The 23826-nt window shown below is 70.0% G+C and carries 23 protein-coding genes; 17 read left to right on the top strand and 6 right to left on the bottom strand.

Features of this window, described 5'->3' with window-relative positions; all coding sequences use genetic code 11:
• Positions 1–59: 59 nt before the first annotated feature.
• A complete protein-coding gene (locus tag D9V36_RS08920) occupies positions 60–944 on the bottom strand; it encodes an ABC transporter substrate-binding protein (RefSeq protein WP_129293284.1) in 885 nt (294 codons plus the stop codon).
• 365 nt (positions 945–1309) lie between these two features.
• Here D9V36_RS08920 and hydA point away from each other — a divergent pair, with 365 nt between their 5' ends.
• Entirely contained in the window at positions 1310–2719 is a 1410-nt protein-coding gene (gene hydA / locus D9V36_RS08915) for a dihydropyrimidinase (protein ID WP_129293283.1), read from the top strand.
• A gap of 21 nt (positions 2720–2740) precedes the next feature.
• Positions 2741–3823 (top strand): TIGR03842 family LLM class F420-dependent oxidoreductase, encoded by a 1083-nt coding sequence (locus tag D9V36_RS08910; RefSeq protein ID WP_129293282.1) that lies wholly within the window; start codon positions 2741–2743, stop codon positions 3821–3823.
• Positions 3824–3842: 19 nt separating this feature from the next.
• Here D9V36_RS08910 and D9V36_RS08905 read toward each other — a convergent pair whose 3' ends face one another.
• Positions 3843–4877 (bottom strand): questin oxidase family protein, encoded by a 1035-nt coding sequence (locus D9V36_RS08905; protein ID WP_129293281.1) that lies wholly within the window; start codon positions 4875–4877, stop codon positions 3843–3845.
• Between the two features lie 512 nt (positions 4878–5389).
• On the opposite strand from D9V36_RS08905, the gene D9V36_RS08900 reads away from it, so the two are divergent.
• From D9V36_RS08900 to D9V36_RS08850, 11 genes are all read left to right on the top strand, one after another.
• The gene (locus tag D9V36_RS08900; protein WP_129293280.1) at positions 5390–7111 is read left to right on the top strand and encodes a WD40 repeat domain-containing protein; all 1722 of its coding nucleotides are present in this window, start codon (positions 5390–5392) and stop codon (positions 7109–7111) included.
• Between the two features lie 10 nt (positions 7112–7121).
• Positions 7122–7808 carry a GTP cyclohydrolase II RibA gene (gene ribA, locus D9V36_RS08895; RefSeq protein WP_241720762.1) on the top strand — a complete coding sequence of 229 codons (687 nt, stop codon included), beginning with the start codon at positions 7122–7124 and terminating at the stop codon, positions 7806–7808.
• Positions 7805–8818 (top strand): formylglycine-generating enzyme family protein, encoded by a 1014-nt coding sequence (locus tag D9V36_RS08890; RefSeq protein WP_129293279.1) that lies wholly within the window; start codon positions 7805–7807, stop codon positions 8816–8818. The genes ribA and D9V36_RS08890 overlap by 4 nt, the downstream gene beginning before the upstream one ends.
• A gap of 6 nt (positions 8819–8824) precedes the next feature.
• Positions 8825–9928, top strand: a complete 1104-nt coding sequence (locus D9V36_RS08885; protein ID WP_129293278.1) for a glycosyltransferase family 4 protein — start codon at positions 8825–8827, stop codon at positions 9926–9928.
• A 118-nt stretch (positions 9929–10046) separates the two neighbouring features.
• Positions 10047–10979 (top strand): nucleoside hydrolase, encoded by a 933-nt coding sequence (locus D9V36_RS08880; RefSeq protein ID WP_129293277.1) that lies wholly within the window; start codon positions 10047–10049, stop codon positions 10977–10979.
• Between the two features lie 36 nt (positions 10980–11015).
• Complete coding sequence (locus tag D9V36_RS08875; RefSeq protein ID WP_129293276.1) at positions 11016–12440, top strand: MFS transporter; 1425 nt, start codon at positions 11016–11018, stop codon at positions 12438–12440.
• Between the two features lie 53 nt (positions 12441–12493).
• Complete coding sequence (locus D9V36_RS08870) at positions 12494–13252, top strand: hypothetical protein (protein WP_129293275.1); 759 nt, start codon at positions 12494–12496, stop codon at positions 13250–13252.
• Positions 13239–14654: an NCS2 family permease gene (locus tag D9V36_RS08865; protein WP_164992916.1), complete on the top strand. Its 1416-nt coding sequence runs from the start codon at positions 13239–13241 to the stop codon at positions 14652–14654. The genes D9V36_RS08870 and D9V36_RS08865 overlap by 14 nt, the downstream gene beginning before the upstream one ends.
• Positions 14655–14698: 44 nt before the next feature.
• Positions 14699–15355 (top strand): HD domain-containing protein, encoded by a 657-nt coding sequence (locus D9V36_RS08860; RefSeq protein WP_129293273.1) that lies wholly within the window; start codon positions 14699–14701, stop codon positions 15353–15355.
• A 220-nt stretch (positions 15356–15575) separates the two neighbouring features.
• Entirely contained in the window at positions 15576–16577 is a 1002-nt protein-coding gene (locus D9V36_RS08855) for a TIGR03842 family LLM class F420-dependent oxidoreductase (RefSeq protein ID WP_129293272.1), read from the top strand.
• A 267-nt stretch (positions 16578–16844) separates the two neighbouring features.
• Entirely contained in the window at positions 16845–18443 is a 1599-nt protein-coding gene (locus D9V36_RS08850; RefSeq protein ID WP_129293271.1) for an NCS1 family nucleobase:cation symporter-1, read from the top strand.
• A gap of 72 nt (positions 18444–18515) precedes the next feature.
• Here D9V36_RS08850 and D9V36_RS08845 read toward each other — a convergent pair whose 3' ends face one another.
• From D9V36_RS08845 to D9V36_RS08835, 3 genes are all read right to left on the bottom strand, one after another.
• Positions 18516–19253 (bottom strand): VOC family protein, encoded by a 738-nt coding sequence (locus D9V36_RS08845; protein ID WP_129293270.1) that lies wholly within the window; start codon positions 19251–19253, stop codon positions 18516–18518.
• A gap of 151 nt (positions 19254–19404) precedes the next feature.
• Positions 19405–19614, bottom strand: a complete 210-nt coding sequence (locus D9V36_RS08840) for a DUF397 domain-containing protein (protein ID WP_129293269.1) — start codon at positions 19612–19614, stop codon at positions 19405–19407.
• On the bottom strand, positions 19611–20456 hold the full coding sequence (locus D9V36_RS08835; RefSeq protein WP_129293268.1) for a DUF5753 domain-containing protein: 846 nt from the start codon (positions 20454–20456) through the stop codon (positions 19611–19613). The genes D9V36_RS08840 and D9V36_RS08835 overlap by 4 nt, the downstream gene beginning before the upstream one ends.
• A gap of 697 nt (positions 20457–21153) precedes the next feature.
• On the opposite strand from D9V36_RS08835, the gene D9V36_RS40835 reads away from it, so the two are divergent.
• The 3 genes from D9V36_RS40835 to D9V36_RS08830 all read left to right on the top strand — a co-directional run bounded on the left by D9V36_RS40835 (position 21154) and on the right by D9V36_RS08830 (position 22776).
• On the top strand, positions 21154–21312 hold the full coding sequence (locus D9V36_RS40835) for a hypothetical protein (protein WP_164992915.1): 159 nt from the start codon (positions 21154–21156) through the stop codon (positions 21310–21312).
• Positions 21313–21473: 161 nt separating this feature from the next.
• Positions 21474–21596: a hypothetical protein gene (locus tag D9V36_RS42580; protein ID WP_277753412.1), complete on the top strand. Its 123-nt coding sequence runs from the start codon at positions 21474–21476 to the stop codon at positions 21594–21596.
• Positions 21597–21657: 61 nt separating this feature from the next.
• A complete protein-coding gene (locus D9V36_RS08830; protein ID WP_241720761.1) occupies positions 21658–22776 on the top strand; it encodes a protein-L-isoaspartate(D-aspartate) O-methyltransferase in 1119 nt (372 codons plus the stop codon).
• 67 nt (positions 22777–22843) lie between these two features.
• Here D9V36_RS08830 and D9V36_RS40830 read toward each other — a convergent pair whose 3' ends face one another.
• Positions 22844–23038, bottom strand: a complete 195-nt coding sequence (locus D9V36_RS40830) for a hypothetical protein (RefSeq protein ID WP_164992914.1) — start codon at positions 23036–23038, stop codon at positions 22844–22846.
• Between the two features lie 59 nt (positions 23039–23097).
• Here D9V36_RS40830 and D9V36_RS08825 point away from each other — a divergent pair, with 59 nt between their 5' ends.
• Complete coding sequence (locus tag D9V36_RS08825; protein ID WP_164992913.1) at positions 23098–23781, top strand: pentapeptide repeat-containing protein; 684 nt, start codon at positions 23098–23100, stop codon at positions 23779–23781.
• The last annotated feature ends 45 nt before the right edge of the window (positions 23782–23826 follow it).

Genomic DNA, 23826 nt, shown 5'->3' with positions numbered 1-23826 from the left:
AGCGGCGCCCCCGCTCACCCGTGGCGCTCCCGCTCATCCGCGGCGCCCCCGGACCGCCCTCACTCCGTCCCGGCGAACTCGCGCACCGTGTCGGCCAGCAGGGTGAAGAACCGGGTGTGCGCACGCCGGCTGCACGGGGCCTCCGGGTTCCACGGCAGCAGCCGGGCCCGGGCCTCGATCGCGCGCCAGTGCTCGTCGGCCCGCAGCTCCTGCGGGCGGGCGGCGTTGGCCCGTACGTCCCCGAGCACGATGTCCGGGGCCATCGCCGCAGCCTCCGCCCAGCCGACGGTGGACCAGTTCACCCCGGCGCCCGCGGCCGGCTCCAGCAGTCCGACGCCGTGTTCGGTCAGCGCCCGCAGATCCGGCCAGGATCCGGGCCGGGCCAGGTGCACCCGCTCCGGACCCGCGGGCGACAGCGCCAGCACCCGCGGCCGCACCGCACCGCCGGTCGCCTGCCGCAGGTCGTCCTCCGCGGCGTCCAACTCGCGTGCGGCGCCGAGCGGTTCGCCCCGCCCCAGCGAACCGGCGAGCGCCGCGAACCGTTCGCGCACCCCGGCCAGGCTCCGCCCCGGGCCCACCGCGACCGTCACCACCGGGACATGCGCCTCCAGCTCCAGCGCGGTCTTCGGCTCCAGGCCGTAGACCTGCTCACCGTCGTACGTCACGGCCACGACGAGGTCCGGCTCCGCCTCCAGCAGGGTGTCCGGGTGCAGCGCGCTGCCCGAACCCAGGTAGGGGATCTCCGCGAGCGGCAGCTCACCGCCCTTCGCGGGGTCGGGGGCGGCGCCGTCGTGCTGGGACCCGAAGAGCCCCACGGGACGTATGCCGTGGTCCCACAGCGTCGCCCCCGCCTGTATGTACGCCACGATCCGCAACGGCCGGTCCCCGGCCACCGCAAGGCGCCCCCGGTCGTCGGAGAACTCCCACGGTGTGCTGTGCTCCATGCCCTCTCGCCTCTCTGCATCGTCCGCCAGGATGCTGTGGCGCTCGCGAGGTATGCCCGCCGGCGTCGGCGCATACCTGCCCAACGGGCCGCCCCCGCACCCCTCCGCCGGCTGCCGCGGCCGCCGCGCCCGGCCCCGCGTTGAACCGTCCAGATGACCGTCGGCGCAACACGAACATCTCCGCTGATCAACGGTCACGGTATTGCCACCATGGGTGACATGCTTCTACGGTCTCCTTCTCGACCGCGATCTACGGGTGTAGACCGGTTGTGGCGTGGCGTCAGCGGAGCGGACCTGCCGAGGGGATGGTGCGCGTCGGCTCCGCCTTCCCGTGCCACCGATGTCGCTGGTGTGGAAGGAGCAGGATGGTGAGCCGTACGGTCGTCCGGGGCGGACTGGTGATCACAGCCGCCGACGAGATCCACGCCGATGTCCTGGTGGAGGACGGGCGGATCGCCGCCCTCGCCGCACACGGCAACCCCACCGCCGAACGCTGGGCGCAGGCGGCGGACCGCATCCTCGACGCCACCGGCAGATACGTCATCCCGGGCGGCGTCGACGCCCACACCCACCTGGACTTCCCCTTCGGCGGGACCTTCTCCTCCGACACCTTCGAGACCGGGACCCGCGCCGCGGCCTGGGGCGGCACCACCACCCTGATCGACTTCGCGGTCCAGTCCCGCGGCAAGTCGCTCCGGGCCGGCCTGGACACCTGGCACGCCAAGTCCGACGCCCAGTGCGCCATCGACTACGCGTTCCACATGATCCTCTCGGACGTCAACGAGCACACCCTCAAGGAGATGGACCTCCTGGTGGCGGAGGGCGTCACCTCGTTCAAGCTGTTCACCGCCTACCCCGGCGTCTTCTACAGCGACGACGGGCAGATCCTGCGCGCGATGCAGCGCTCCGCCGACAACGGCGGACTGGTGATGATGCATGCCGAGAACGGCATCGCCATCGACGTCCTGGTCGAACAGGCGCTGGCCGAGGGGAGGACCGACCCGCGCTACCACGGCGAGGTCCGCAAGGTCCTCCTGGAGGCCGAGGCCACCCACCGCACCATCCAGCTGGCGCGGGTGGCCGGCGCACCGCTCTACGTCGTCCATGTCTCCGCCGAGGAAGCCCTCGCGGAGATCGCCCAGGCCCGCGACAAGGGGCTGAACGTCTTCGGCGAGACCTGCCCGCAGTATCTGTTCCTGTCCACGGACAACCTCGCCGAGCCGGACTTCGAGGGCGCCAAGTACGTCTGCTCCACGCCGCTGCGGCCGCGGGAGCATCAGGAGGCGTTGTGGCGCGGGCTGCGCACCAACGACCTCCAGGTGGTCTCCACCGACCACTGCCCCTTCTGCTTCCAGGGGCAGAAGGAGCTCGGCCGCGGCGACTTCTCCAAGATCCCCAACGGGTTGCCCGGCGTGGAGAACCGGATGGACCTCCTGCACCAGGCCGTCGTGGAGGGCCGGATCAGCCGCCGCCGCTGGATCGAGATCGCCTGCGCCACCCCGGCCCGGATGTTCGGCCTCTACCCGAAGAAGGGCACCATCGCCCCCGGCGCCGACGCCGACCTCGTCATCTACGATCCCACCGCCCGGCAGACCCTCTCGGCCGAGACCCACCACATGAACGTCGACTACTCGGCGTACGAGGGCAAGCAGCTCACCGGGCAGGTGGAAACGGTCCTCTCGCGGGGTGAACTCGTCATCGACCGGCGGGAGTTCACCGGCCGCGCGGGGCACGGCCAGTACATCCCGCGTGGCACCTGCCAGTACCTGATCTGAGGAACCAAGGAGGGGAACACCATGGACTTCGGACTCGTTCTGCAGACCGACCCGCCGGCCTCCGAGGTCGTCGGCCTCATGAAGCGCGCGGAGGCCGGAGGGTTCACCTACGGCTGGACCTTCGACTCGTGCGTGCTGTGGCAGGAACCGTTCGTCATCTACAGCCGCATCCTGGCCGAGACCAGCCGTCTCACGGTCGGCCCGATGGTCACGAACCCGGGCACCCGCACCTGGGAGGTCACCGCCTCCACCTTCGCCACCCTCAACGACATGTACGGCAACCGCACCGTGTGCGGGATCGGCCGCGGCGACTCCGCGATGCGGGTGGCGGGCCGCAGGCCCCACACCCTCGCGCGGATCAGCGAGGCCATGAAGGCCATCCGTGCGCTCGGCCGCGGCGACGAGGCGGACCTCGGCGGCGGCACGACGGTGCGGTTCCCCTGGGTGCAAGACGGTGCCCAACTGCCGGTCTGGATGGCCGCGTACGGGCCGAAGGCGCTCAAGATGGCGGGCGAGGAGGCCGACGGCTTCATCCTGCAGCTCGCCGACCCGTTCCTCACGGAGTGGATGGTGAAGGCGGTGCGCGCGGCCGCGGTGGCGGCAGGCCGTGCCCCCTCCGATGTCAAGATCTGCGTCGCGGCCCCCGCCTACGTCACCGAGGACGACTCACCCCGGGCGCTCGCGCAGGCGCGCGAACAGTGCCGCTGGTTCGGTGGCATGGTCGGCAACCATGTGGCCGACCTGGTGACCACCTACGGCAGCGACTCCGGCATGGTCCCGCAGGAGCTGACGGACTACATCGCAGCTCGCGAGGGCTACGACTACGCCCACCACGGCCGCGCGGGCAACCCCGACACCGCCTTCGTCCCCGACGAGATCGTGGACCGCTTCTGCCTCGTCGGCCCGGCGTCGGCACACGTGGACAAGCTGCTCAGGCTCCGGGAGCTGGGCGTCGACCAGTTCGCTCTGTACGCCATGCACGACGCGAAGGAAGCGGTGATCGACGCGTACGCGAGTGCCGTCATTCCCGTGCTGAACGCACGACCGGCGGATCAGCATCAGCTCACCAGTCCGCGCCAGGAACAGGCCACCACACCCGCGTGACCGGGCCTTTCGGCCGCGTTCAGAAGGAGCCGGTCTCGCAGCGGCGGACCCAGTCGGTCGCTGCGATGGCGTAGGCCGGGGCGGGGCTGAGTTGGTCTTCGCGTTGGCAGGCTTCCACGTATTTGATGGCGTGCGGATCCTCGGTCGCCAGGGCGCGTTCGGCGAGTGTGGCGTAGTCCTGGGCCGGCTCCCCGGGGTGGTGCTCGCGGTGCCCGGTGCCGTAGGCGCTGCGGATGGCCGCTGAGAAACGGACTGCGGCGGCGACGCTGGGCCAGTGGAGTCCGGCGGGCAGACTCGGCAGGACCAGGCGTACCGCGGCAGGTGTGGTGAGCGCGTGGACGAAGGCCATGGGGGTTTTGTGATCGTCCGTGAGATAGCTCCCGGCGGCGGCCCGGGTGAGCCGGCTCAGCGCCGCGTCGGCGTCGTTCTCGGGGCGGAGGGAGTCCACGGCCGGCGCGAAGTCCGGTTCGAGCCATACCGTTTCGAGCCGGATCCTGAAGATCATGCCCATGCCCTGGTCGCTGCGCAGCCTCGGTACCGCCTCCCACGCCTGCGCCAGGTCCCGCTCACGCGGTGTCGACGGTGCCTCGGGGAGTTCCTGGTACCGGGCGGCCCAGTAGCCCAGTCCGCGGGCGAGTTCCTCAAGACGCCACGGCGTGTGGGCCTCCGTCAGCATCCGCACCGCGTGCCCGGTGCGGATGACGCCGTGGCCTCCTCCTGCGGCGAAGCCCGGCAGCAGGCGCGGCCACCAGCGGGCGAGGACGTCGGTCCAGGCGGCGCCGCCGAGTTCCCGCCGGAAGAACTCGGTCCAGTCTCCGAGGAGTCGCATGTTGCCGAGGGCGGGGCGCCAGTTGTCGTGGGTGATCTCGTGGAAACGCCCGTAGGTGTCCTCGTAGAGGAGTTTCCGGTACGAGGACACCCAGGCGCCGATCGCGTCGGTGTGCCCGAGGTGTCCCAGGGCTTCGGCGGCCATGGGGCCGTGGTTGCTCACGCCGGGGCCGAACTCGGGCCCGGAGTCGCTGAGGTACTGCAGTGCGCCGTCCAGATCGTCCACTGTTCCCCCTGAGATCGCTGTTCTCCATGGAAGGGTGCGGCGCCCCCTTCGGCAACACGGCCGATGCACATTGGCTCATTCCGGGGCTGTCGGGAGACTCGTGGCCGGTGTCCGCCGGGCACCGACGGGTGGGTTTCGGCAGTGGTCACGAGGAGCGGTGATCATGCATTTACGCGGGTCCGTGCAGGCAGTGGCAGGAGCCGCGCGGGGCGTGCTCATACGATCTTGACTCAATCCAGAGGGCTTTTCCGGCTGACGGAAATATGTCAAAACGAGACAGTTGTCCGAACGCCGTTGACTTGGGCATTTGCCAAAACTACAGTCCTGCCTCGGCCACCCTGCGGCCCCTCGTCCACGCCCGGCTCGAAGCCGATCCGCGTTTCGTTTGCACGCTTTTCTCTGTCCATGCAGTCGGCGGAATTCATCCGCACCACCCATGTGGCGTCATCGCTCCGTACGGGAGACACCTGTGCCCGTTCGCGGGGGCTGACACGCGACGACAAGAGGAATTCATGATTAAGCACGCATCGCCGATCAGCGGAATCGATGCCCACGGCGGACTCGTGGTGACCGCCGGCTATGACAACCGGGTCATTCTCTGGAATGCGTCGACCCGTACCGCCCTCACCGAGGCACGCCACGACCACCTCGCCAATCAGTGCCGGTTCTCCGCTTCCGGCCGCATCGTCGTGACATCGAGCAGCGACTATTCGGCCCGCTTATGGTCCGTGCCCGACCTGCGTCTCATCACGGTCCTCACGGACCAGAAGGACGACGTGGAGATGACGGTGGTCTCGCCCGACGAGACACGGGTGGCCACGGCCTCACGCGACCACCTCGCGCGGATCTACGACCTGGACGGACGCCTGATCCACCGCCTGGAGGGGCACGAGGCCGACGTCCTGTCGGTCGAATGGGTGCGGGACGGCGCCGAGTTGGTGACCACCAGCGACGACGGAACCGTACGCCGCTGGGACGCCGCCGGCGGATCACTGTTGAGCACCATCGACCTCGGGGACGCCGAGACGGACACGGTCGCGGTTCTGGGCGTGGACCGCTTCGCGCTCGGCAATGACGAGGGAGAGCTGATCCTGATCGGCCCGTCGGGCACCAGGCGCCACCGTGTCCACGACGCCGGGATCAAGCGGCTCGCCTACGACGCCGAGAGCGGCATTCTGCTCAGTTCCAGCTACGACCGCACGGTGCGGCTGTGGCGCCTGGACGGGGAGACGGACCCCGTCCACCTCCTGACGAGCGAGGTGCCGGCCGACGTCTGGCTGCGGTCCTGCGCCAGACTCGATGCCACCCGCTGGGTCTTCGGGACCTTCGGATCGAGTTACGCCGTCTTCGACCGGGACACCGGGAGCTGGGACCTGACCGGCGTCGAGCCCACACCGGGCCTGAACGCGGTCGCGAGTACCCCCTTCGGGCGGTTCACGGTCGGCGACAGCGGCACGGTCCGGCGCGATGACGAGGTGTCGGCCGAACTCGGCAGCTGCTGCAACTTCGTCACCCCGGTCGCGGGTACGGTCGTCAGCGGCGGCCAGCTCGGCGCCCTGTACGACGCGAGGACCGGGGCGGTGCTGCACCGGCACCGTTCCCCTCTCAACTGCGCGGCCGTACACACGTCACCGGACGGCGATGTGCTGGTCGTCGGCACCTACACCGGTGAGGCGCTCGTCCTGCGTGACGAGTTGGGGACCGGACTGAGACTGGTCGGCGAGCACCGCATCCACGAGAACGCCGTCAAGGGCGTGGCCGTCCAGGGCGATGTGCTCTTCAGCGTGTGCGCCACCGGTGCCGCGAGGTGGCATTCCCTGCCGGATCTGAAACCCGTCGCCGGCGACGACGAGGCGCACGCGCGGATAGCCAACGGCGCGGCGGCTCTTCCGGACGGACGTTTCGTGAGTGTGAGCCGCGACCTGACGCTGAGGATCTGGACCGCAAGCGGGGAGCAGCAGGACGTCGTGCCGACTCCGCACCGCAACAGCATCAAGTGCGTCGCGGCCGACCCGCACACCGGCCTGATCGCGACGGGCGGCTACCACGGCCGGGTCGCTGTCTATGACCTCGGGGCCGGTGCGTGGGTGCGCGACGCGCGGCCGACGACTGCCGGCATCTCGGCACTGGCTGCCGCCGGCGTGCCGGGGCGGTTCCTGGCCTCCTCCTACGACGGCCAGGTGTACGAGATCGAGGCGCCTGCGGTCGTCGGATCCGCCGGCCGGAGCAACTAGGAGCCGCCTGATGACGACATCCGATGAGATCGTGGTGGCACGCCTTGCGAGTGCTCCCGTCCCGGTCGGTTCCACCCTCATGCAGCTGACCGTCTTCGGGCAGGTCGGCGCGGACGGCCGGGAGACGGAGGAAGTGGTCACCCTGCGGACGGCTGCGCCGCGGAGCGAATCCGCCGCCCCGCCGATCGCACGCATCCACAGCGCCTGCTTCACCGGAGACGTCCTCGGCTCCGAGAAGTGCGACTGCGGTCCCCAGCTGTCCGCGTCCCTGGCCGCCATCGTCCAGTCGTCCAACGGGGTTCTCGTCTACATGCTCCGCCAGGAAGGGCGGGGCATCGGCCTGGCGAACAAGATCCGCGCCTATGCGCTGCAAGCGGCGGGGCACGACACCATCAGCGCGAACCTCGCCCTCGGCTTCCCGGCGGAGGGCCGTGACTTCCGGATGGCCGCCGACTGCCTGCGGCATCTGGGCATCACCCGGGTCCGCCTCATGACCAACAACCCCGAGAAGGTCGGACAGCTCGCCGCCCAGGGGATCGTGGTCGAGGACCGGCTCCCGCTCGGCGGCTTCCGCACCCCCTTCAACGAGGCGTACCTCGAAGTCAAGGACCGGCTGATGGGCCACCTCGACGCACTGGGCACGGCACGTCCGCTCACCGGACTCCCCGTCGGCGTCTCACCGCAGGGGGCACCGTGACGTCCCACATTGTGCACGCGAACCTGGTCGACGCCGATATCAACTCCCTGACCGACAGAGCGGCCATGGGGCTGCCCGAGGGGTACGTGGAACCCAGAGCGGAGCGTCTTCGGCACTTCGCTCAGGTGGCCGGCCATCCGCCGGGCCGGCTGGCCGAGCTGGTCGAGGACGCTTCACTCACCCTCGAACACCGTCTGGCGGCCGGCACTGCCCTGGCTCTCGCGGGCGACCCCCGGATTCGCTGGGACGCCCCGGACATGCTGCACGTACCCGGGGGCCGGGCACTCCTCGGAACGCCGGAGCGCGAGGTCGACGCACTGCACGCCGACGCCGCCCGGTTCGGCGTGCAGCGGTCCTGGGTGGAGAAGGAATGTCCCCGCCACACCCTCCCGCTCCCGGCCTTCGGCATCGCCAAGTACCCGGTGACCAATGAGGAGTTCGCCCTCTTCCTCAAGGACACCGGCCATTCCGTGATCCCGAGCAACTGGAACTACGGCCGCTTCGACCCCGCCGCCGCCAACCATCCCGTGTACACGGTCACGGCACACTGCGCCGACGCCTACGCGCACTGGCTCAGCGAGCGCACCGGCCGCCGCTTCCGTCTGCCCACCGAGCAGGAATGGGAGTACGCCGCAGCGGGGCCGGAGGGACGGCGCCACCCCTGGGGCAACACCTGGAGCGCCCCGGCGGCCAACACACTGGAGACCGGCCTGCTCATGACCAGCCCGGTCGGGGCCTTCCCCGAGGGCCGGTCGTGGTGCGGGGCCCTGGACATGGCGGGCAACGTCGAGGAGTACACCAGCAGCACCTATGGGCCGTACCCGGGCGGCGAAGTGGTGCACGACGACCTGTACGTGAGGCTCGGCGCCTACCGGATCGCCCGGGGCGGAGCCTTCAACCGGTTCCGCGATCTGGCCAGGTGCCAGCGCCGGCACGGCCCCTACCCGCGCTCGCTGTATGCGATGGGCTTCCGGCTGGCGGAGGACGTCTCGGCGTCCGGGGAGGACTGACGAGCGGTGCGTATCGTCCATGTCCACTGGACCGGACTGCCGGTCACCGGTGGGGTAGAGAGCCATCTGAGCGCAGTCGTCGGCCAGCTCGGCGCCCTGGCGTGCGAGGTCCATGCCGTCGTGGGCACACCGGACTCACCCGGCTGCGACTACGACCCGGTCCTCGACATCGGCGAGCCCTTCGTCCCCGGCCGAGCCACCGCGATCAGCGCAATCTGCGCACTCACCGCACGGTGTCTGGACGCCGACGTCGTGCACTGGCACAACCCGCAGTGGCACAAACCCGAGGTCGTGACCGCCGTCGTGGAGCGGCTGCGGGAGCGCCGGTGGCGCGGCCGTCTCGTCCTCGACCTGCACAACATCGACGAGCGGCCCGAACAGTGGACGTTCCTCGCCACTCTTCCCGGGCGCCTGGTCGCGCACTCCGCCTTCGTCGCCGACGAGGTCAGGCGCAGGCTGCCCGATGCCGAGGTCACCGTCCTCGCCCTTGCCCTGCCACTGGAGGAAGCCCCCTTCCGGCTGCCCGCGGCGGGCGGCACCACCGTGCTGCAACCCAGCAGGATGACCCGCTGGAAGGGCTCCCACCTGAGCCTGGAGGCGTCCTTGACCCTGCTGGACGAAGGCGCCGATCTGCACTTCGTCCACGCGGGAACCCAACACCTCATCTGGCCGCCCGGCATCCCCGAGTCCCTTCTGGAACGGGCCGGCGCCTGGCAGGAGAAGGGGCGCGTGCATTTCACCCACTACCGTCCGCAGCAGAGCTGGGCCGCGATCCGCGCGAGCGACATCATCATCCATCCGACCATCGACCGGGGCGCGCACGGAGAGCCCTTCTCGCTCTCCGTCGCACAGGCCGTCATCTGCGGACGCCGCATCGTCGCCAGCGACTCCGGGAACCTGCCGGTGCTGCTCGGCGGCTACTCGGCCGCCTCCCTCGTCCCCGCAGGCGACCTCCACGCTCTGACCGGCGCACTCCGAGAGGCCGTGCGGCAGCCGCCGGTCGTGCCGACGGCCGGCGACCGCGCCCTGGCCAGGCGCCTCCGTGAGGGCTTCGCGACCGCCGGCCGGCGCCACCTGGCCTTCTACCGGACCCTCGCCGACACGGCATAACGAGGCGGGCGCCGCCGCCGCCCCCGAGCACCACCCCCGAGCACCACCCCGAAGCACCACTCCCGAAGCACCACCGCCGATCCGCCGCAGGCCCCCGACCGCACACCTGGAGATCCCCATGCCCACCCCCATCATCCTGGACTGCGACCCCGGCCACGACGACGCGATGGCCATCCTGCTCGCCGTCGGCGACCCCCGCGTGGACCTCAGGGCGGTCACCACCAGCGCGGGCAACCAGACCGTGGAGAAGACCGCCCTGAACGCACGGCGCATGTGCTCCCTGGCCAAAGCCTTCGACGTACCCGTCGCCGCCGGATACCTCAAGCCGCTGACCGGCAGGCTGCTGATCGGCGACGACGTGCACGGCGAAACCGGCCTGGACGGCTGGGACTTCCCGGAACCTGAGGTGCCGCTCCACTCCGCACATGCCGTGGACCTCATCCACCACCTGCTGGCCGACAGCCCCGAACCCCTCACCCTGGTGGTCACCGGACCCCAGACGAACATCGCGGGACTCCTCGCCCGCCACCCCCGGGACAGGGAGAAGATCAAGGAAATCGTGTGCATGGGCGGGGCCACGCACCGCGGCAACACCCTGCCCTACTCGGAGTACAACATCCTGGTCGACCCCGAGGCCGCCCACGAAGTACTCGCCAGCGGCATCCCCCTGACGTACTGCGGCCTCAATGTCACGCATCAGGCGCCGGTCACCCGCGAGGTGCTGCAGCGGATCACCGACGTGGGCACGCACATCGGCAAGGCGTCCGCAGCCCTCCTCGCCTTCCGCTCCAGCACCTACGACCAGATCTGGGATCTGCCCGACGCGCCGCTCCACGACCCCGTCGCCATCGCCCGGGTGCTCGACGCGAGCCTCGTGGAATGCGTCGAGGCCCCCGTCTCGATCGAACTGCACGGGGAGTTCACCCGCGGCGCGACCGTGATCGACCTCTACGGTGTCACCGGCAGGACCGCCAACGCCCGGGTGGCGACGCGGCTGGACACCGAACGGTTCTGGGATGTGTTCATCGCGGCGCTCACCGCCCTGGGCTGACCGGCTCACCGGCTGACCTACGGAGGCTGACCGACCGTGCCCGTTTCCCCCCTCCCGACACCGGGTGCCCGCTTACTGACGGCACTGGCCGGGGCGCAGCTGCTGGTGGCGCTCGACTTCTCCATCATCTATGTCGCGCTGCCCGACATCGGGGCGAGCCTCCATTTCTCCGCGGTCGCGCTGCAGTGGATCGTGAGCGCGTACGCGATCTTCTTCGCCGGGTTCCTGCTGCTGGGCGGGCAGCTGGCGGACGTCTTCGGCGCCGGCCGGGTGTACCTCACCGCCCAGCTGCTCTTCGCCGTCTCTTCGATCGGGGCCGCCCTCGCGCCGTCCGCCGCGGTGCTGATCGCCGCCCGGGTCGGACAGGGCGTGGCGGCGGCCCTGCTGGTGCCCGCGACGCTGGGCCTGCTCAGCTCCGCCTACCCGGCGGGCCCGGAGCGCGACCGGGCCGTGAGCGTATGGGGCACCACGGGGGCGGTCGGGCTCGCCCTCGGTGTCACGGCGGGCGGGGGCATCCTCGCGGTGGCCTCCTGGCAGTGGATCTTCTGGATCAACCTCCCCATCGTGGCGGTCTGTCTGCTCGCCGCCGGGAACGCGGTCCGCTCCACCACGGCCGGAGCCCGGGCTCCCATCGCCACGGCGGCCACGTTCTCGGCGTGTGCCGCGGTCGTGGCCCTTGTCCTCGCCTTTACCGAACTCTCCCGCGCCCGGCCCTCCCTCCCCGTCGTCGCCGCCGCGCTGGCGGTGACGATCCCGGCCGGAGCGCTCCTCGCCCTCAGCCAGCGACGGCGCAGGCCGCTGGTGCCCCGCGCCCTGTTGCGCGTGCGGACCCTTCAAGTGGCCTGCCTGGCGGCGGCGTTGTACATGGCGAGCTTCGGAGCCGAGTTCTACCTCGTCACCCTCTACCTCCAGGACGTACGGGACTACAGCGCGTTCGCCGCGGGCATGGCCTTCCTTCCGCTGGCCGGCGCCATCACCGTGGGGAACACGGTGGCCGGCCGCCTGGCCGGCCGACTGTCGTTGAGGCGGCTGCTGTCCACAGCGTTCCTCACCGGTGCGGCCGGCCTTCTGGTGCTCGCCCTGGCCGTCGGCGCCGAGGGCGGCTACCTGCCGGGCATCCTGCCGGGACTGCTGCTCAGCGGCCTGGGGCAGGGGATGGCGTTCACCGGAATGTTCATCACCGGGACCCGTGATCTCCCACAGGCGAGCAACGCGACCGGGAGCGCCCTGGTGACAACGGCCCAGTACATCGGCGGCTCCATCGGCCTGGCGCTGCTGGTCCTGATCCACGGAGAGCGGCCGGCGACCCCCGACTTCGTCCGGACGTTCTGCGTCACCGCGGTCATCGCCGCGGCGGCCGCACCGTCGGCGCTGTTCCTCCTCACCCGTACGGGCCGGCAACCCGCCCCGGCCTCCCGACAAGACCAGCCCTCACAGCACAGGACCGGAGGTCACCGATGAACGCTGCCCGCTTACTCGACAGGACCGGGCTCCCCCCACGGACCCGGCAGACGGTGGACGAGTTCGAGAAGGAACACGACACATACTTCAGCCACCTGGTCCACTTCGACCCCCAACTGCTGGAGTCGCTGCACGCCCCCGGCGCGCTGCCGGAGAACATACGTGTCGCGTCCGCCGGCGTTCCTGCGGTGCGCGAGCGGATGTCCACCGTCACCGAGGTCGCCAACCTCCCCGAACAGCGGGAGGCCGACCGCAGCCGCTACCTGCAGGCGCTGCTCGACATCTACGGCATGCTTCCCGTCCAGGCGCGGCACAGCGTGTCCGCACCGGGAACGACGGTCATCGCACCGGAGCGCGAGGGGCGCATCCTGGCCGAGCGCCTCGGTGTCCTGCCCCGGCAGCGGGGCTGGACACCCCAGGCCAAGCGGATGCCGGTGGCCGGGGGACTGCTCGTCGGTGTGGACGAATGGCTGCCCTCGCAGGCGGACCGGCTGGTCATCGTCGACGGTGTCGTGGCCAGCGGAGTGACCCTCATGGCGATGCTGCAGCTGACACACCGGCCGGGAGCCGACATCGAGATCTTCACCTGCCACTCCACCCGGCAAGGCGCACTCGCCCTGGCGAGGTACGCCGAACAGCTGGAGGTGTCGTTGACCCTGCACGTCGGTCATGTGTCCGGGGCACTGAACGGAAAGTTCTATGCCGTGGAACCGGACGCACCCGACCGGGTACTGCTGGGCGATGTCGGAGACACCATCAGCCCCGTCACCCCCGCCTTTCCGCCACGCGGACCACGACGTGACCCCGCCTGACCGCCCGGGGCTCAGACCGAAGCCGGTCGCTGCCCACCCCGAGTCCGGCCACGGAGCGGTCGACCGGTACTTCCGCCTGAGCGCGAGGGGTTCCACCTGGCGCCGCGAGATCTTCGCCGGGTTGTCGACGTTCCTGGCACTCTCCTACATCGTGGTCGTCAACCCGGCCGTCCTCAGCCAGGGAGGCATCCCCCACGCCGCCGCCTTCTTCGCGACGGCAGCGGTCGGCGGCCTCGCCACCATGGTCATGGGACTGTGGGCGCGGCTCCCCTTCGCCGTGGCGCCCGGCATGGAGATGAACGCGATGATCGCCTTCTCCGTGGTCGGCACCCTCTCCTACACATGGCCCGAGGCACTGGGCATGGTGTTCTGGTCCGGCATCGCGATGCTCGCGGTGTCCCTGCTGCGGCTGCGCGAGGCCGTGATCAACGCCATCCCCCCGCAGATGCGTTCGGCGCTCGCCGCCGCGGTCGGCGCGTTCATCGGCCTCATCGGCCTGCAGATCGCCCACCTCGTCACCACGTCCGACGGGCGGCTGTCCGGCCTGGGCGACTGGACGGGGCCACCCGCCATCGCCCTCTACACCGGCCTTGCCGTCGCCCTGGCCCTGGACGCCCTGGGGGCCCGTGCCGCGGCGGTCCTCGGCGGCATCGCGGCCGCCGCGCTGTACTGCGCGTTCACGGGCATCAGCACCGAGGCGGTCCACGGCGGTGTCCACGACAGCGGGGCCGCGCTGCTCCGCTTCGACCTCACCGTCCTCTCCGACCCGAGAGCGTGGAGCATCATCCTCGTGCTGTTCGCCCTCGACTTCTTCGGCAGCATCGCGAAAGTGGTGGGCCTGTCGGCGCGCACCCCCCTGCTGGACGGCGACGGACAGGTGCCCGGAATGCGTCAGGCACTCCTCGTCGACGCCGGCGCCACCGTCGCCGGATCCGCAGCTGGATCCTCCAGTTTTGTGGCCTTCGTGGAGAGCGCGGTCGGTATCCGCGCCGGCGCCCGCACCGGGATCGCGTCGATCGTCACCGGACTGCTGCTGTTCTCCTGCCTGTTCCTGGGGCCGCTGCTGGCCCACGTCCCCGTCGAGGCCACCACCGGTGCCCTGGTCTTCGTGGCGGTCAAGATGCTCACCGCGCCCCGCTCGGGGGGAGTGGATCGCTCGGGTGGAGCGGATCGCTCGGGTTCAGCGGACCGCTTGGGCGGAGTGGACCGCTTGGGCCTGGCCGTCACAGTGACCGCCGTGGGCGTCACGATCGTCACCCTGGCGATCGACCAGGCCATGGCCGCGGCCTTCCTGGTGACCACGGCCGCGAGCGTACTCGGCCGCCGACGACCGCATCCCGCCCTGTGGGTGACGACGCTGGTCCTCACGGCCAGTGTCCTTCTGCAATATCTCCACCTCTGAGCAGTGCCCGCAGCGCACACATGAACCCCTTCAAGGAGCCCGCCATGCCCCACGACGACGCCCCCCTGCTCGCCGCATCGGTCCAGCAGCCCGACGGCACCCCCGACAGACTCCGCCGTCAGATCGAGTTCATCATCGAGGTGGACCGGCTCAAGGACGTCTTCCGGCAGAGCCCGCTGCTGGCCGCGGACCGCAAGGAGAACGACGCCGAGCACTCCTGGCACCTCGCTCTGATGACCTTGGTACTCGCCGAATACGCGGACGAGCCCGTCGACACGAGCAAGGTCCTCGCCCTCGTCGTCCTGCACGACCTGGTCGAAATCTACGCCGGAGACACCTTCCTGTACGACACGGCAGCCGCCGCCGACCAGGAAGCGCGGGAACAACAGGCGGCGGACAAGCTCTTCGCCCTCCTGCCCGCCGACCAACGGGACCATTTCCGGTCCCTGTGGGACGAGTTCGAGGAACGCGTCACCCCCGAGGCGCGCTTCGCCAAGGCCATGGACCGGCTCCAGCCCCTCCTCCTCAACTACGGCAACCGCGGGGGGACTTGGCGTACTCCGGGCGTCACCGAACAGGACGTGCTCACCCGCAAGTCCGTGATCAAGGATGCCTCCGCGGACCTCTGGCACTACGCACAGGACCTGATCCACACCGGAGCAGCCAACGGCTGGGTCCCCCGCGCCGATCCCGGCGCCTGAGGACAATCCGAACCTGCCTGGTGGAGAGAGGTCCAAGGCACCGGCGCGGTCCCCGGCATGTTGCGGAGCGCCGGCTGTCCGTTTGACCTATGGTGCAGTGGCCGCGGACGTCGGGTGCCTGCGCCGCTCAGCGATGAGCGCCCACCAGGTGAGTACCGGCGGGCCACGGCCGGTACCTCCCGCGTGGCACCTGCCAGTACCTCATCTAAGGAGCGCCGCCGTGGACTTCGGAGTTGTTCTGCAGGCCGACCCGCCCTCCTCCGCCGTGGTGTCCCTGATGCGCCGCGCCGAGCGCAACGGCTTCCGCTACGGCTGGACCTTCGACTCGACCGTGCTGTGGCAGGAACCGTTCGTCCTCTACAGCCGCGTCCTGGAACACACCGAGCGGCTGATCGTCGGCCCGATGGTCACCAACCCCTCCACCCGCGCCCCCGAGGTCACCGCCTCCACCTTCGCCACCCTCAACGAGATGTACGGCAACCGCACCGTCTGCGGTATCGGCCGCGGCGATTCCGCGATGCGGGTGGCCGGACGGCCGCCCAACACCCTGGCCCGGCTCGGCCGGGCGATCGGCACCATCCGCGATCTGGCCGAGGGCCGGGAGGCGTACGTCGGCGACCACCGGATCAAGATTCCCTGGATCAAGGACGGCAAGCTCCCGGTATGGATGGCCGCCTACGGGCCCAAGGCCCTCGCCATGGCCGGCGAACTGGCCGACGGCTTCATCCTCCAGCTGGCCGACCCCTTCCTCACCGAATGGATGATCAAGGCCGTACGGACCGCCGCGAAGGACGCCGGCCGTGACCCCGCCGCCCTCACCATCTGTGTCGCCGCACCGGCCTATGTGGGCGACGACCTGGACCACGCCCGCGATCAGTGCCGCTGGTTCGGCGGCATGGTCGGCAACCACGTCGCCGATCTCGTCGCCCGCTACGGCGAGCACTCCGGCATGGTGCCGGACGAGCTGACCGCCTACATCAAGTCCCGGGAGGGTTACGACTACGCCCACCACGGCCGGTCGGGCAACCCCGACGCGGGCTTCGTGTCGGACGCGGTCATCGACCGCTTCTGCCTGCTCGGCCCCGCCGCCGCGCACATCGAGAAGCTACGGCAGCTCCAGGCCCTGGGCGTCGACCAGTTCGCGCTCTACGCCATGCACGACGCCAAGGAATCCACCATCGACGCGTACGGAGCGGAGATCCTTCCCGCGTTCGCCGACTGAACGGGCGCTGGCAGGGGGCGGTGCACCCCGTCTCCGGCGCGGCGGTACCGGAGCGCCCGGCGAGCGCCCGGGGGCGAACACCTCGGCGGCCGACGGCGGTCCACCCGCCGGCCGGGCGCCACGACCGATGCCATGCCGCGCCGCCTGGCAACTGCGCCGCCTGGCAACTGCGCCGCCTGGCAACTGCGCCGCCTGGCCACCGCGCCGCCTGGTCACCGCGCCGCCCGGCTACCGGGCGGCGGCCCGCACCCGGACGAAAGGCCCCGCATGTCCGCGACCCCCTCACCCCTGCCGCCGGATGTCCCCATAGCGCCCCCGGGCCAGCTCACCGCCCGGGACGGCCGCGTCGAACCTGCCCCGGGAGCCATCCCCGCACACGGCCGGTACGTCAACGCCGACCTGCGCCCCGTCCCGCTCTCCGAACGCCGCTGGACCACCTACAACTTCACCGCCCTCTGGGTCGGCATGGCCCACAACATCCCCTCCTGGACCCTCGCCTCCGGCCTGGTCGCGCTCGGCATGGACTGGAAGCAGGCGGTCCTGACCATCGCGCTGGCGAACCTCGTCGTCCTCGTCCCGATGCTGCTCACCGGGCACGCGGGCCCGAAGTACGGCATCCCCTTCCCCGTCCTGGCGCGGGCGTCGTTCGGGTTGCGCGGCGCCAATCTGCCCGCGCTGGTGCGGGCTGCCGTGGCCTGCTGCTGGTTCGGCATCCAGACCTGGATCGGCGGCCAGGGCATCTATGTCCTGCTGGGCAAGATCTTCGGCGGTGACTGGGCCGGTGCGACGTCCGTCGGCGGCTACCCCTGGACCCTCTGGCTCTGCTTCCTGGCGTTCTGGGCCGTTGAACTCGCCATCATCCACCGCGGCATGGAGACCCTGCGCCGCTTCGAGAACTGGGCCGCACCCTTCGTCCTGGTCGGCGCCCTGGCACTGCTCGGATGGATGGCGGCCAAGGCGGGCGGGTTTGGCCCGCTGCTGGACCAGCCCAGCGCACTGGGCTGGGGCGAGCACTTCTGGCCGGTCTTCTTCCCGTCCCTGATGGGAATGATCGGCTTCTGGGCGACCCTGTCCCTCAACATCCCCGACTTCACCCGCTTCGGAGCCGGCCAGCGGGCCCAGGTCTGGGGGCAGTCCCTCGGGTTGCCGACCACAATGACGGCGTTCGCCCTGCTCTCCGTCCTGGTCACCTCCGGCTCCCAGGCGGTCTACGGGGCGCCGATCTGGGACCCCGTCGCCCTGGCCGGCAAGTCCGACAGCGTCTTCGGCCTGCTCTTCGCCCTGGTCACGGTCCTGATCGCGACGATCTCCGTGAACCTCGCCGCCAATGTCGTCTCACCCGCCTACGACCTGGCCCACCTGGCGCCGAAGCTCATCACCTTTCGCAGGGGCGCGCTGATCACCGGCGTGGTCGGCGTGATCATCCTGCCGTGGAAGCTCACCGCCACCCCCGAGCTGTACATCTTCACCTGGCTCGGTGTGGTCGGCGGTCTGCTCGGCACCGTCGCCGGCATCCTCATCGCCGACTACTGGATCATCCGCCGTACCGTCCTCGACCTCGCCGACCTCTACCGCCCCGGCGGCCGCTACTGGTACACGGCAGGCTGGAACTGGCGCGCCGTCCTCGCCTTCGTCGTCGGCGGCCTGCTGGCGGTGGGCGGCTCCTACTCCCAGCCCGGCAAGGGCCCCTTCCCTGCCCACGGCCTCCTCCCCTTCCTCAAACCCCTGGCCGACTACGGCTGGGCGGTGGGCCTGGCCAGCGCGCTGACGCTCTACACGCTGCTGATGGCCACGGCATCCGGACGGGCCGGCCGGACCCCCGGACGGGCCGGCCGGGGATCCGGAGGAGGCCCCCTGCCGGTCTGACGGCGGCCGCACGACAGCACGGTCAGCCGCACCGCCACGAGGGCCCGGACGGAGTGCGGACGGAGTTCCGCGTCAGCCCCGGCCGAGGACGCAGAACTCGATGCCCGCAGGGTCGGCCAGGACGACCCAGGAGACCTCACCCTGACCCACGTCGGCCCGTACCGCGCCCAGGCCTTCGAGCCGGGCGACCTCCTTCGCCTGATCCTCGACGGGGTCGGACATCAGGTCGAGATGGATGCGGGTCCATACGACCTCGTCATCGGGCGTGCGGCGGAACTCCAGGTACGGCCCGACGCCCTTGACGGAGCGCAGCAGGGCGCGGTCGTCGGTCAGCTCGTGGACGGTCCAGTCGATCGCCTCGCCCCAGAACCGGACCATGGCCCGCGGGTCGGCGCACTCGACGACCACGGCGGCCACCGGCCCGGTGTCCCGGTAGAGCTCCCGGGGCTCCAGGACGCTGAACACGTTGCCCTCCGGGTCGGCCAGCACCGTCCACGGCACGTCGCCCTGGCCCACATCGGCGGGCGTCGCCCCGAGCCCCTTCAGACGTGCGACCAACTCCGCCTGATGGGCGTCGGAGGTGGTGGCGAGCTCAAGGTGCACGCGGTACTTCACCGTCTCCGGGTCCGGGACGCTGACGAGATCGATGCAGACGGCGGACGGGTCCGGCCAGTTGATGCCCACGGGCACCAGGTTGGTGACGCCGGGCCCTTCGCTGGAAACCCCCCAGCCGAGCACCTCCGCCCAGAACCGGCCGAGCGCCGAGTCGTCCCGGGCCTTGAAGTTCACCTGAACAAGTTGCAGCGTCATGCGGCATACCTTAGGTGCCGCCCATCGGGCAGGCATGCGAAATCCAGAGGGAGATCATCCGGGGCGTGTAGGTCACTCCGTGGCGGACGAGGGTGCGCGTAGGCCCCCTCCTGGGCATCAGGAGAGGGCCTACTGCGCTTTGGCGTACGCGCTACGCGGGGAATTCCCCTGCCTGCACACCGGTAACGAACGCTGACCACGCGGCCGGCTCGAACATCAGGGCCGGTCCGTTGGGGTTCTTGCTGTCCCGGACGGGAACGGTGCCGTGGGCGCTTGCGTGTGCCGGGGACCACTCCACGCAGTTGCCACCTTCTGCGCTGCTGTAGCTGGACTTGACCCACTGGGTCGGACCGATCTTCACGACAGTGTCTCCATCTGCTTAACGATCAGGCGCGCGCTGTCCCGTGCCGAAAGTGCGTCGCTCGTTAGTTCATCGTAGGTACGAAGCGCTGTCCGCACATCGCCAGGCTCCTCCACGATACCGGCGGTCCGGTAACTCTCCACGCAGACGGTGACCGTGTGACTTGGTGAGGTCAGTAGAGTTACGGGCCAGTCGCTGAACAGGTGGGCCGGCGCATCCAGCGGGAGAATCTGAATGCGGACGGTCGGACGTTGTCCGGCTTCCGCCAACGCCGAGAGTTGGCGACGCATGATGTCCGGCGGGCAGAACCGACGCCGAAGCACCGACTCACAGAGCACCACGCGAACGTCCGGGGGAGCTTCCCCGTCCAGAATGGCCTGGCGGATAAGCCGGTTGGCGGTGAACGCCGCCACCTCATGGTCCCCGGCCAGCGGGGCGCCCCCCTTGAACAAGAACCGCGCGTAGTCGGCCGTCTGGAACAGTCCAGGAACGATGGTCGGGGACCACTCACGAATCACCACGGCAGTGCGTTCGAGGGCCATACGTTGTCGGTACAGCGACGGGGACGACCCCGCCACAACATCCTCGTAGAGCCGCTTGAACTTCCCATCGGTCTTGAAGACCTGGTCCAGGACGGCTGGAAGGTCCGGGGGGATGGGCCCCTTGCATGTCTCCACACGGGAAATTGTGCTCTTGGACGTGCGGGTCAACTTGCCTAGCTGGGTCTGGTTGAGAGGCCCGTCCGGGTACAGCTCTCGCGCGCTCTTGCACTCTTCGGCGAACTGTCGGCGCGGGTCGTCTGCTCCCTCTGTGTCCCCTGATGTGTCCTCATCAACATGCATTTCTCCCCCTGACCATTGACCTGGTCACTGACGGTCGTGGCGGCGTTTAGGCCGGTCAACGACATGCGCATATGCCAGCGCGACCAACGCCCAGACCGGGCGCCGAATCGCTCCTCACAGTACCGATTCCTACCCCACTCTTGTCACCAATCAGATGCACAGAGTGAGGGGTTCGGATGTCTGAGCGAACAGCTTCAGCGTCCGGCGACGTGGCGGGCCCGGGGACGGCCGCGGCACATGGTCGGACTGGAGCGGATGCGCGATGAATCGGAGTGAGAACGGCCCGGCGTTTGCCGGCTCGAAGCTGGAGCCCGTCCCGGTCCCGGGATGCGACGTGTGCGAATCCTGCGGCCGGGCACGGGAGGCGGCCCGGCAGGCGGGCCGGTCACTGGAGGTCCGGAGCCTCAACGGCGTGATCGCGGGCCACCCCCACGGAAGGGAGGTACAGGCGTGACCAGGACGGAGGCACCGCCCGAGTGCTACGCGTCGCCCCAACGGATCACGATGCGGGCACGGCTGAGGGGGATGCCGTGAGTTGCGCGAAGTGCGCGGAGCTGGAACGGGAGTTGAAGGCCGCCGAAAGGGCTGGTGACCGGACCCGGGCCGTGGACTGCCGGGTCCTGCTCCGACGTCATCCGCAACACGACGAAGTGCCCGTGGAGGCCACCACGCCTGCCCGGAAGGGAGGTGGCAGGAGGTGAGCAGGCCGCTTGACGCCCGTAAGCCGCGGGGCGACTTGAAGCCGACCAGCGCCGTGGCGAAGGACAACCGGAACGCGGGCAGGCAACACGCGGAAAAGGCCGACCTGTTGGACCGGATGCGGGAGCGCATCCATGGCAAGCCGGACGCCGGCTAGCGCCAGACTCCGCCCCCTTGCCGGATGCCCATTCCGGCGTCCCCCGCGTAGTTGAGTGATCCCGGCAGGGGGCGGGCAAAGCCCCGGGCGACTGTTCCACGGACAACGGACAGCGGCAGTCGGACGGGTAAGCAATCACCGAGAGAGCACATGGAGGAGCAGTGATCACGATCCTTGCGAATGACGGTGGCGACAAGGTGCCGGGTGAGCCGTGGCCCGGCCCGCAGACGCCCCCGACCCCGGACGGTGGCCCCGGTGTCCCCAACCCGCCCAAGGGTGTCTGAACCGGTGACCACTGACGCACCACAGGAGCGCCCCGGCCTTGACGGGCCGGGGCGTGTCCTCATGTCTTCAGGGGCCCTGTCCGCCGACTGGGCACCCTCGTACGCGGCCGTTCCCCGCTCCACCGTGTTGCCGGACCTGATGTGGCCGTTCGACATGGAGGCCGGCCGCAGCGTGGCCGTTTCCAAGGCCGACGACCCCGCAAAGTGGCAGGAGTTCGCGGACTCCGACGTACCCATCGTGACGCAATGGGACGACGGGAAGCACGCCGGCACCGAACCGGGTCACGTCCCGACCAGTTCCGCGTCCATGCCTTCGGTCGTCTTCCGGATGCTCCAAGACCTGGACCTTCAACCTGGCCACAAGACCCTGGAAATCGGCACCGCCACAGCCTGGAATGCCTTGCTCATGGCCCACCGTGCGGGGCCCGGGTGTGTGACCACGGTGGAGGTGGACCGGGCGGTGGCCACGGCCGCCATGGCCACGGTGGAGCGCCTGGGAATCCCCCTCCACGTGGTCCACGGCGACGGGTTCCAGGGATACCCGGACGGCGCACCGTATGACCGGGTCATCGCTACGTGTGGCCTCCGGTCCATCCCGCCCGCGTGGCTGGAGCAGTGCCGGCCGGGTGGCGTCATCGTGGCCCCATGGGGGACGGACTTCTCCCATGGCGATGCGGTGGCCCGCTTGGAGGTCGCGCCGGACGGGAAGTCCGCGGCCGGGAACTTCACGGGCCCCGTGGAGTTCATGAAGCTCCGTTCCCAGCGGCTCTCGCCGGTGGTCCACAAGGAGTACGTCCCGGGCAGCGTGGCGGACGGCGACGAGTCGTCCACGACGGTCACCGAAGCGGAGTTCGTCGGGGAGCAATTCGGCCCCGAGCGGTTCGCGTTGGGCCTCCGGGTTCCGCAGTGCCGGCAAGTCGTGGCGGCCAAGGGTGACGGTGCCCGGCCGGTCTGGTTCTACAGCCTCGGTGACCGGTCCTGGGCCTGTTGCATGTTCCGTGACGGGAAGGCGGCGCGGGTCTGGCAGGCCGGCCCCCGCCGGTTGTGGGACGAGGTGGAGGCCGCGTTCCGGTGGTGGGAGGGCCAGGGCCGTCCGGGCCTCTCGCGGTTCGGTCTGACCGTGACCGCCGAGGGCGAAAGGGTGTGGCTGGACGATCCGGCCAACTCCTGGATGCTCTGAGAGAGACCGGCTCCGCCCGTGCGTGACCCTCGTGGCGCACGGGCGGGGCCTTTGCCGCGACGGCCGGTCAGGGGATGCGTGCGGTCCACGCGGCGTCCTCGAACTTGGTGCGGACGAGCTCACGGGCGCGGGCCATATCTTCCTTGGCGACCTGCCCGCGGGTGAGGCCGTAGCGGGACCCCAGACGGTCGTTGAAGCAACATGGCAACAGGCCCACATGGGACAACTGGAACAAGAAGTAGCCGTACCGCTGCTGGCGCACCCATGCCCCGGGTGTGCCAGCAGCGCCGGCGACCGAACAACCGCGCTGGAAGGCTGTTGATGGACACCCACAGGATCCGCCGCACGAGCGTCACGCTTCCCGCCCTGAATGAGCAGGGCCTCTACCTCTCCAACGTCACCTCACTGGAGGGGGGCCGCGGCCGAGTGGCAGAGTTCAACTACGCCGATGCCGAGCTGCGCGCCCTCGACCTTGCCGAGACCTACCTGATGCATGGCCGGATCACCGGGCTCAAGACCCAACGCACCCGCCTCGACAAGCTCCGCGTCGACTCCGTCGAATTCTCCGGCTGTGACCTGTCCTCCCTGCAGTGGGCCGATAGCAAGGTCTCCCGTGCCGTCTTCCGTGACTGCAAGCTGATGGGCGCCGTGCTCGAAGACGTCACACTCGACAACGTCCTGTTCGAGAACTGCAAGCTCGACTACAGCACCTTCACCCGGATCAGGACCGTCGGATCCGTGATCTTCTCCAAGTGCTCGCTGCGTGAGACCACGTTCGTTGCCGCTGACCTGGGCTCCGCCCTGATTGACGGCTGCGACCTACGGCAGACCGAGTTCGACAGCGGCAAGTACAGCGGCCTCGATCTCCGGGGCAACGACCTCTCACAGCTCCGTGGCCTCTCCTCGCTGAAGAAGATCGTCATCGACCAGGCGCAGACGCTCCAGCTCGCCGAGGCCCTTGCAGTCGAGCTGGACGTCACTTACGGAGAAAACCTCCCGGAGTAGGGGCGACGAAAGGGGCGGCTATGGGCATACGGCTGGCGTTCGGTG

This window comes from Streptomyces lydicus (assembly GCF_004125265.1).
Taxonomy (GTDB): domain Bacteria; phylum Actinomycetota; class Actinomycetes; order Streptomycetales; family Streptomycetaceae; genus Streptomyces; species Streptomyces lydicus_C.
Note: the sequence above shows the minus strand (reverse complement) of the source record. Positions and strands in the feature narration are given on the sequence as shown.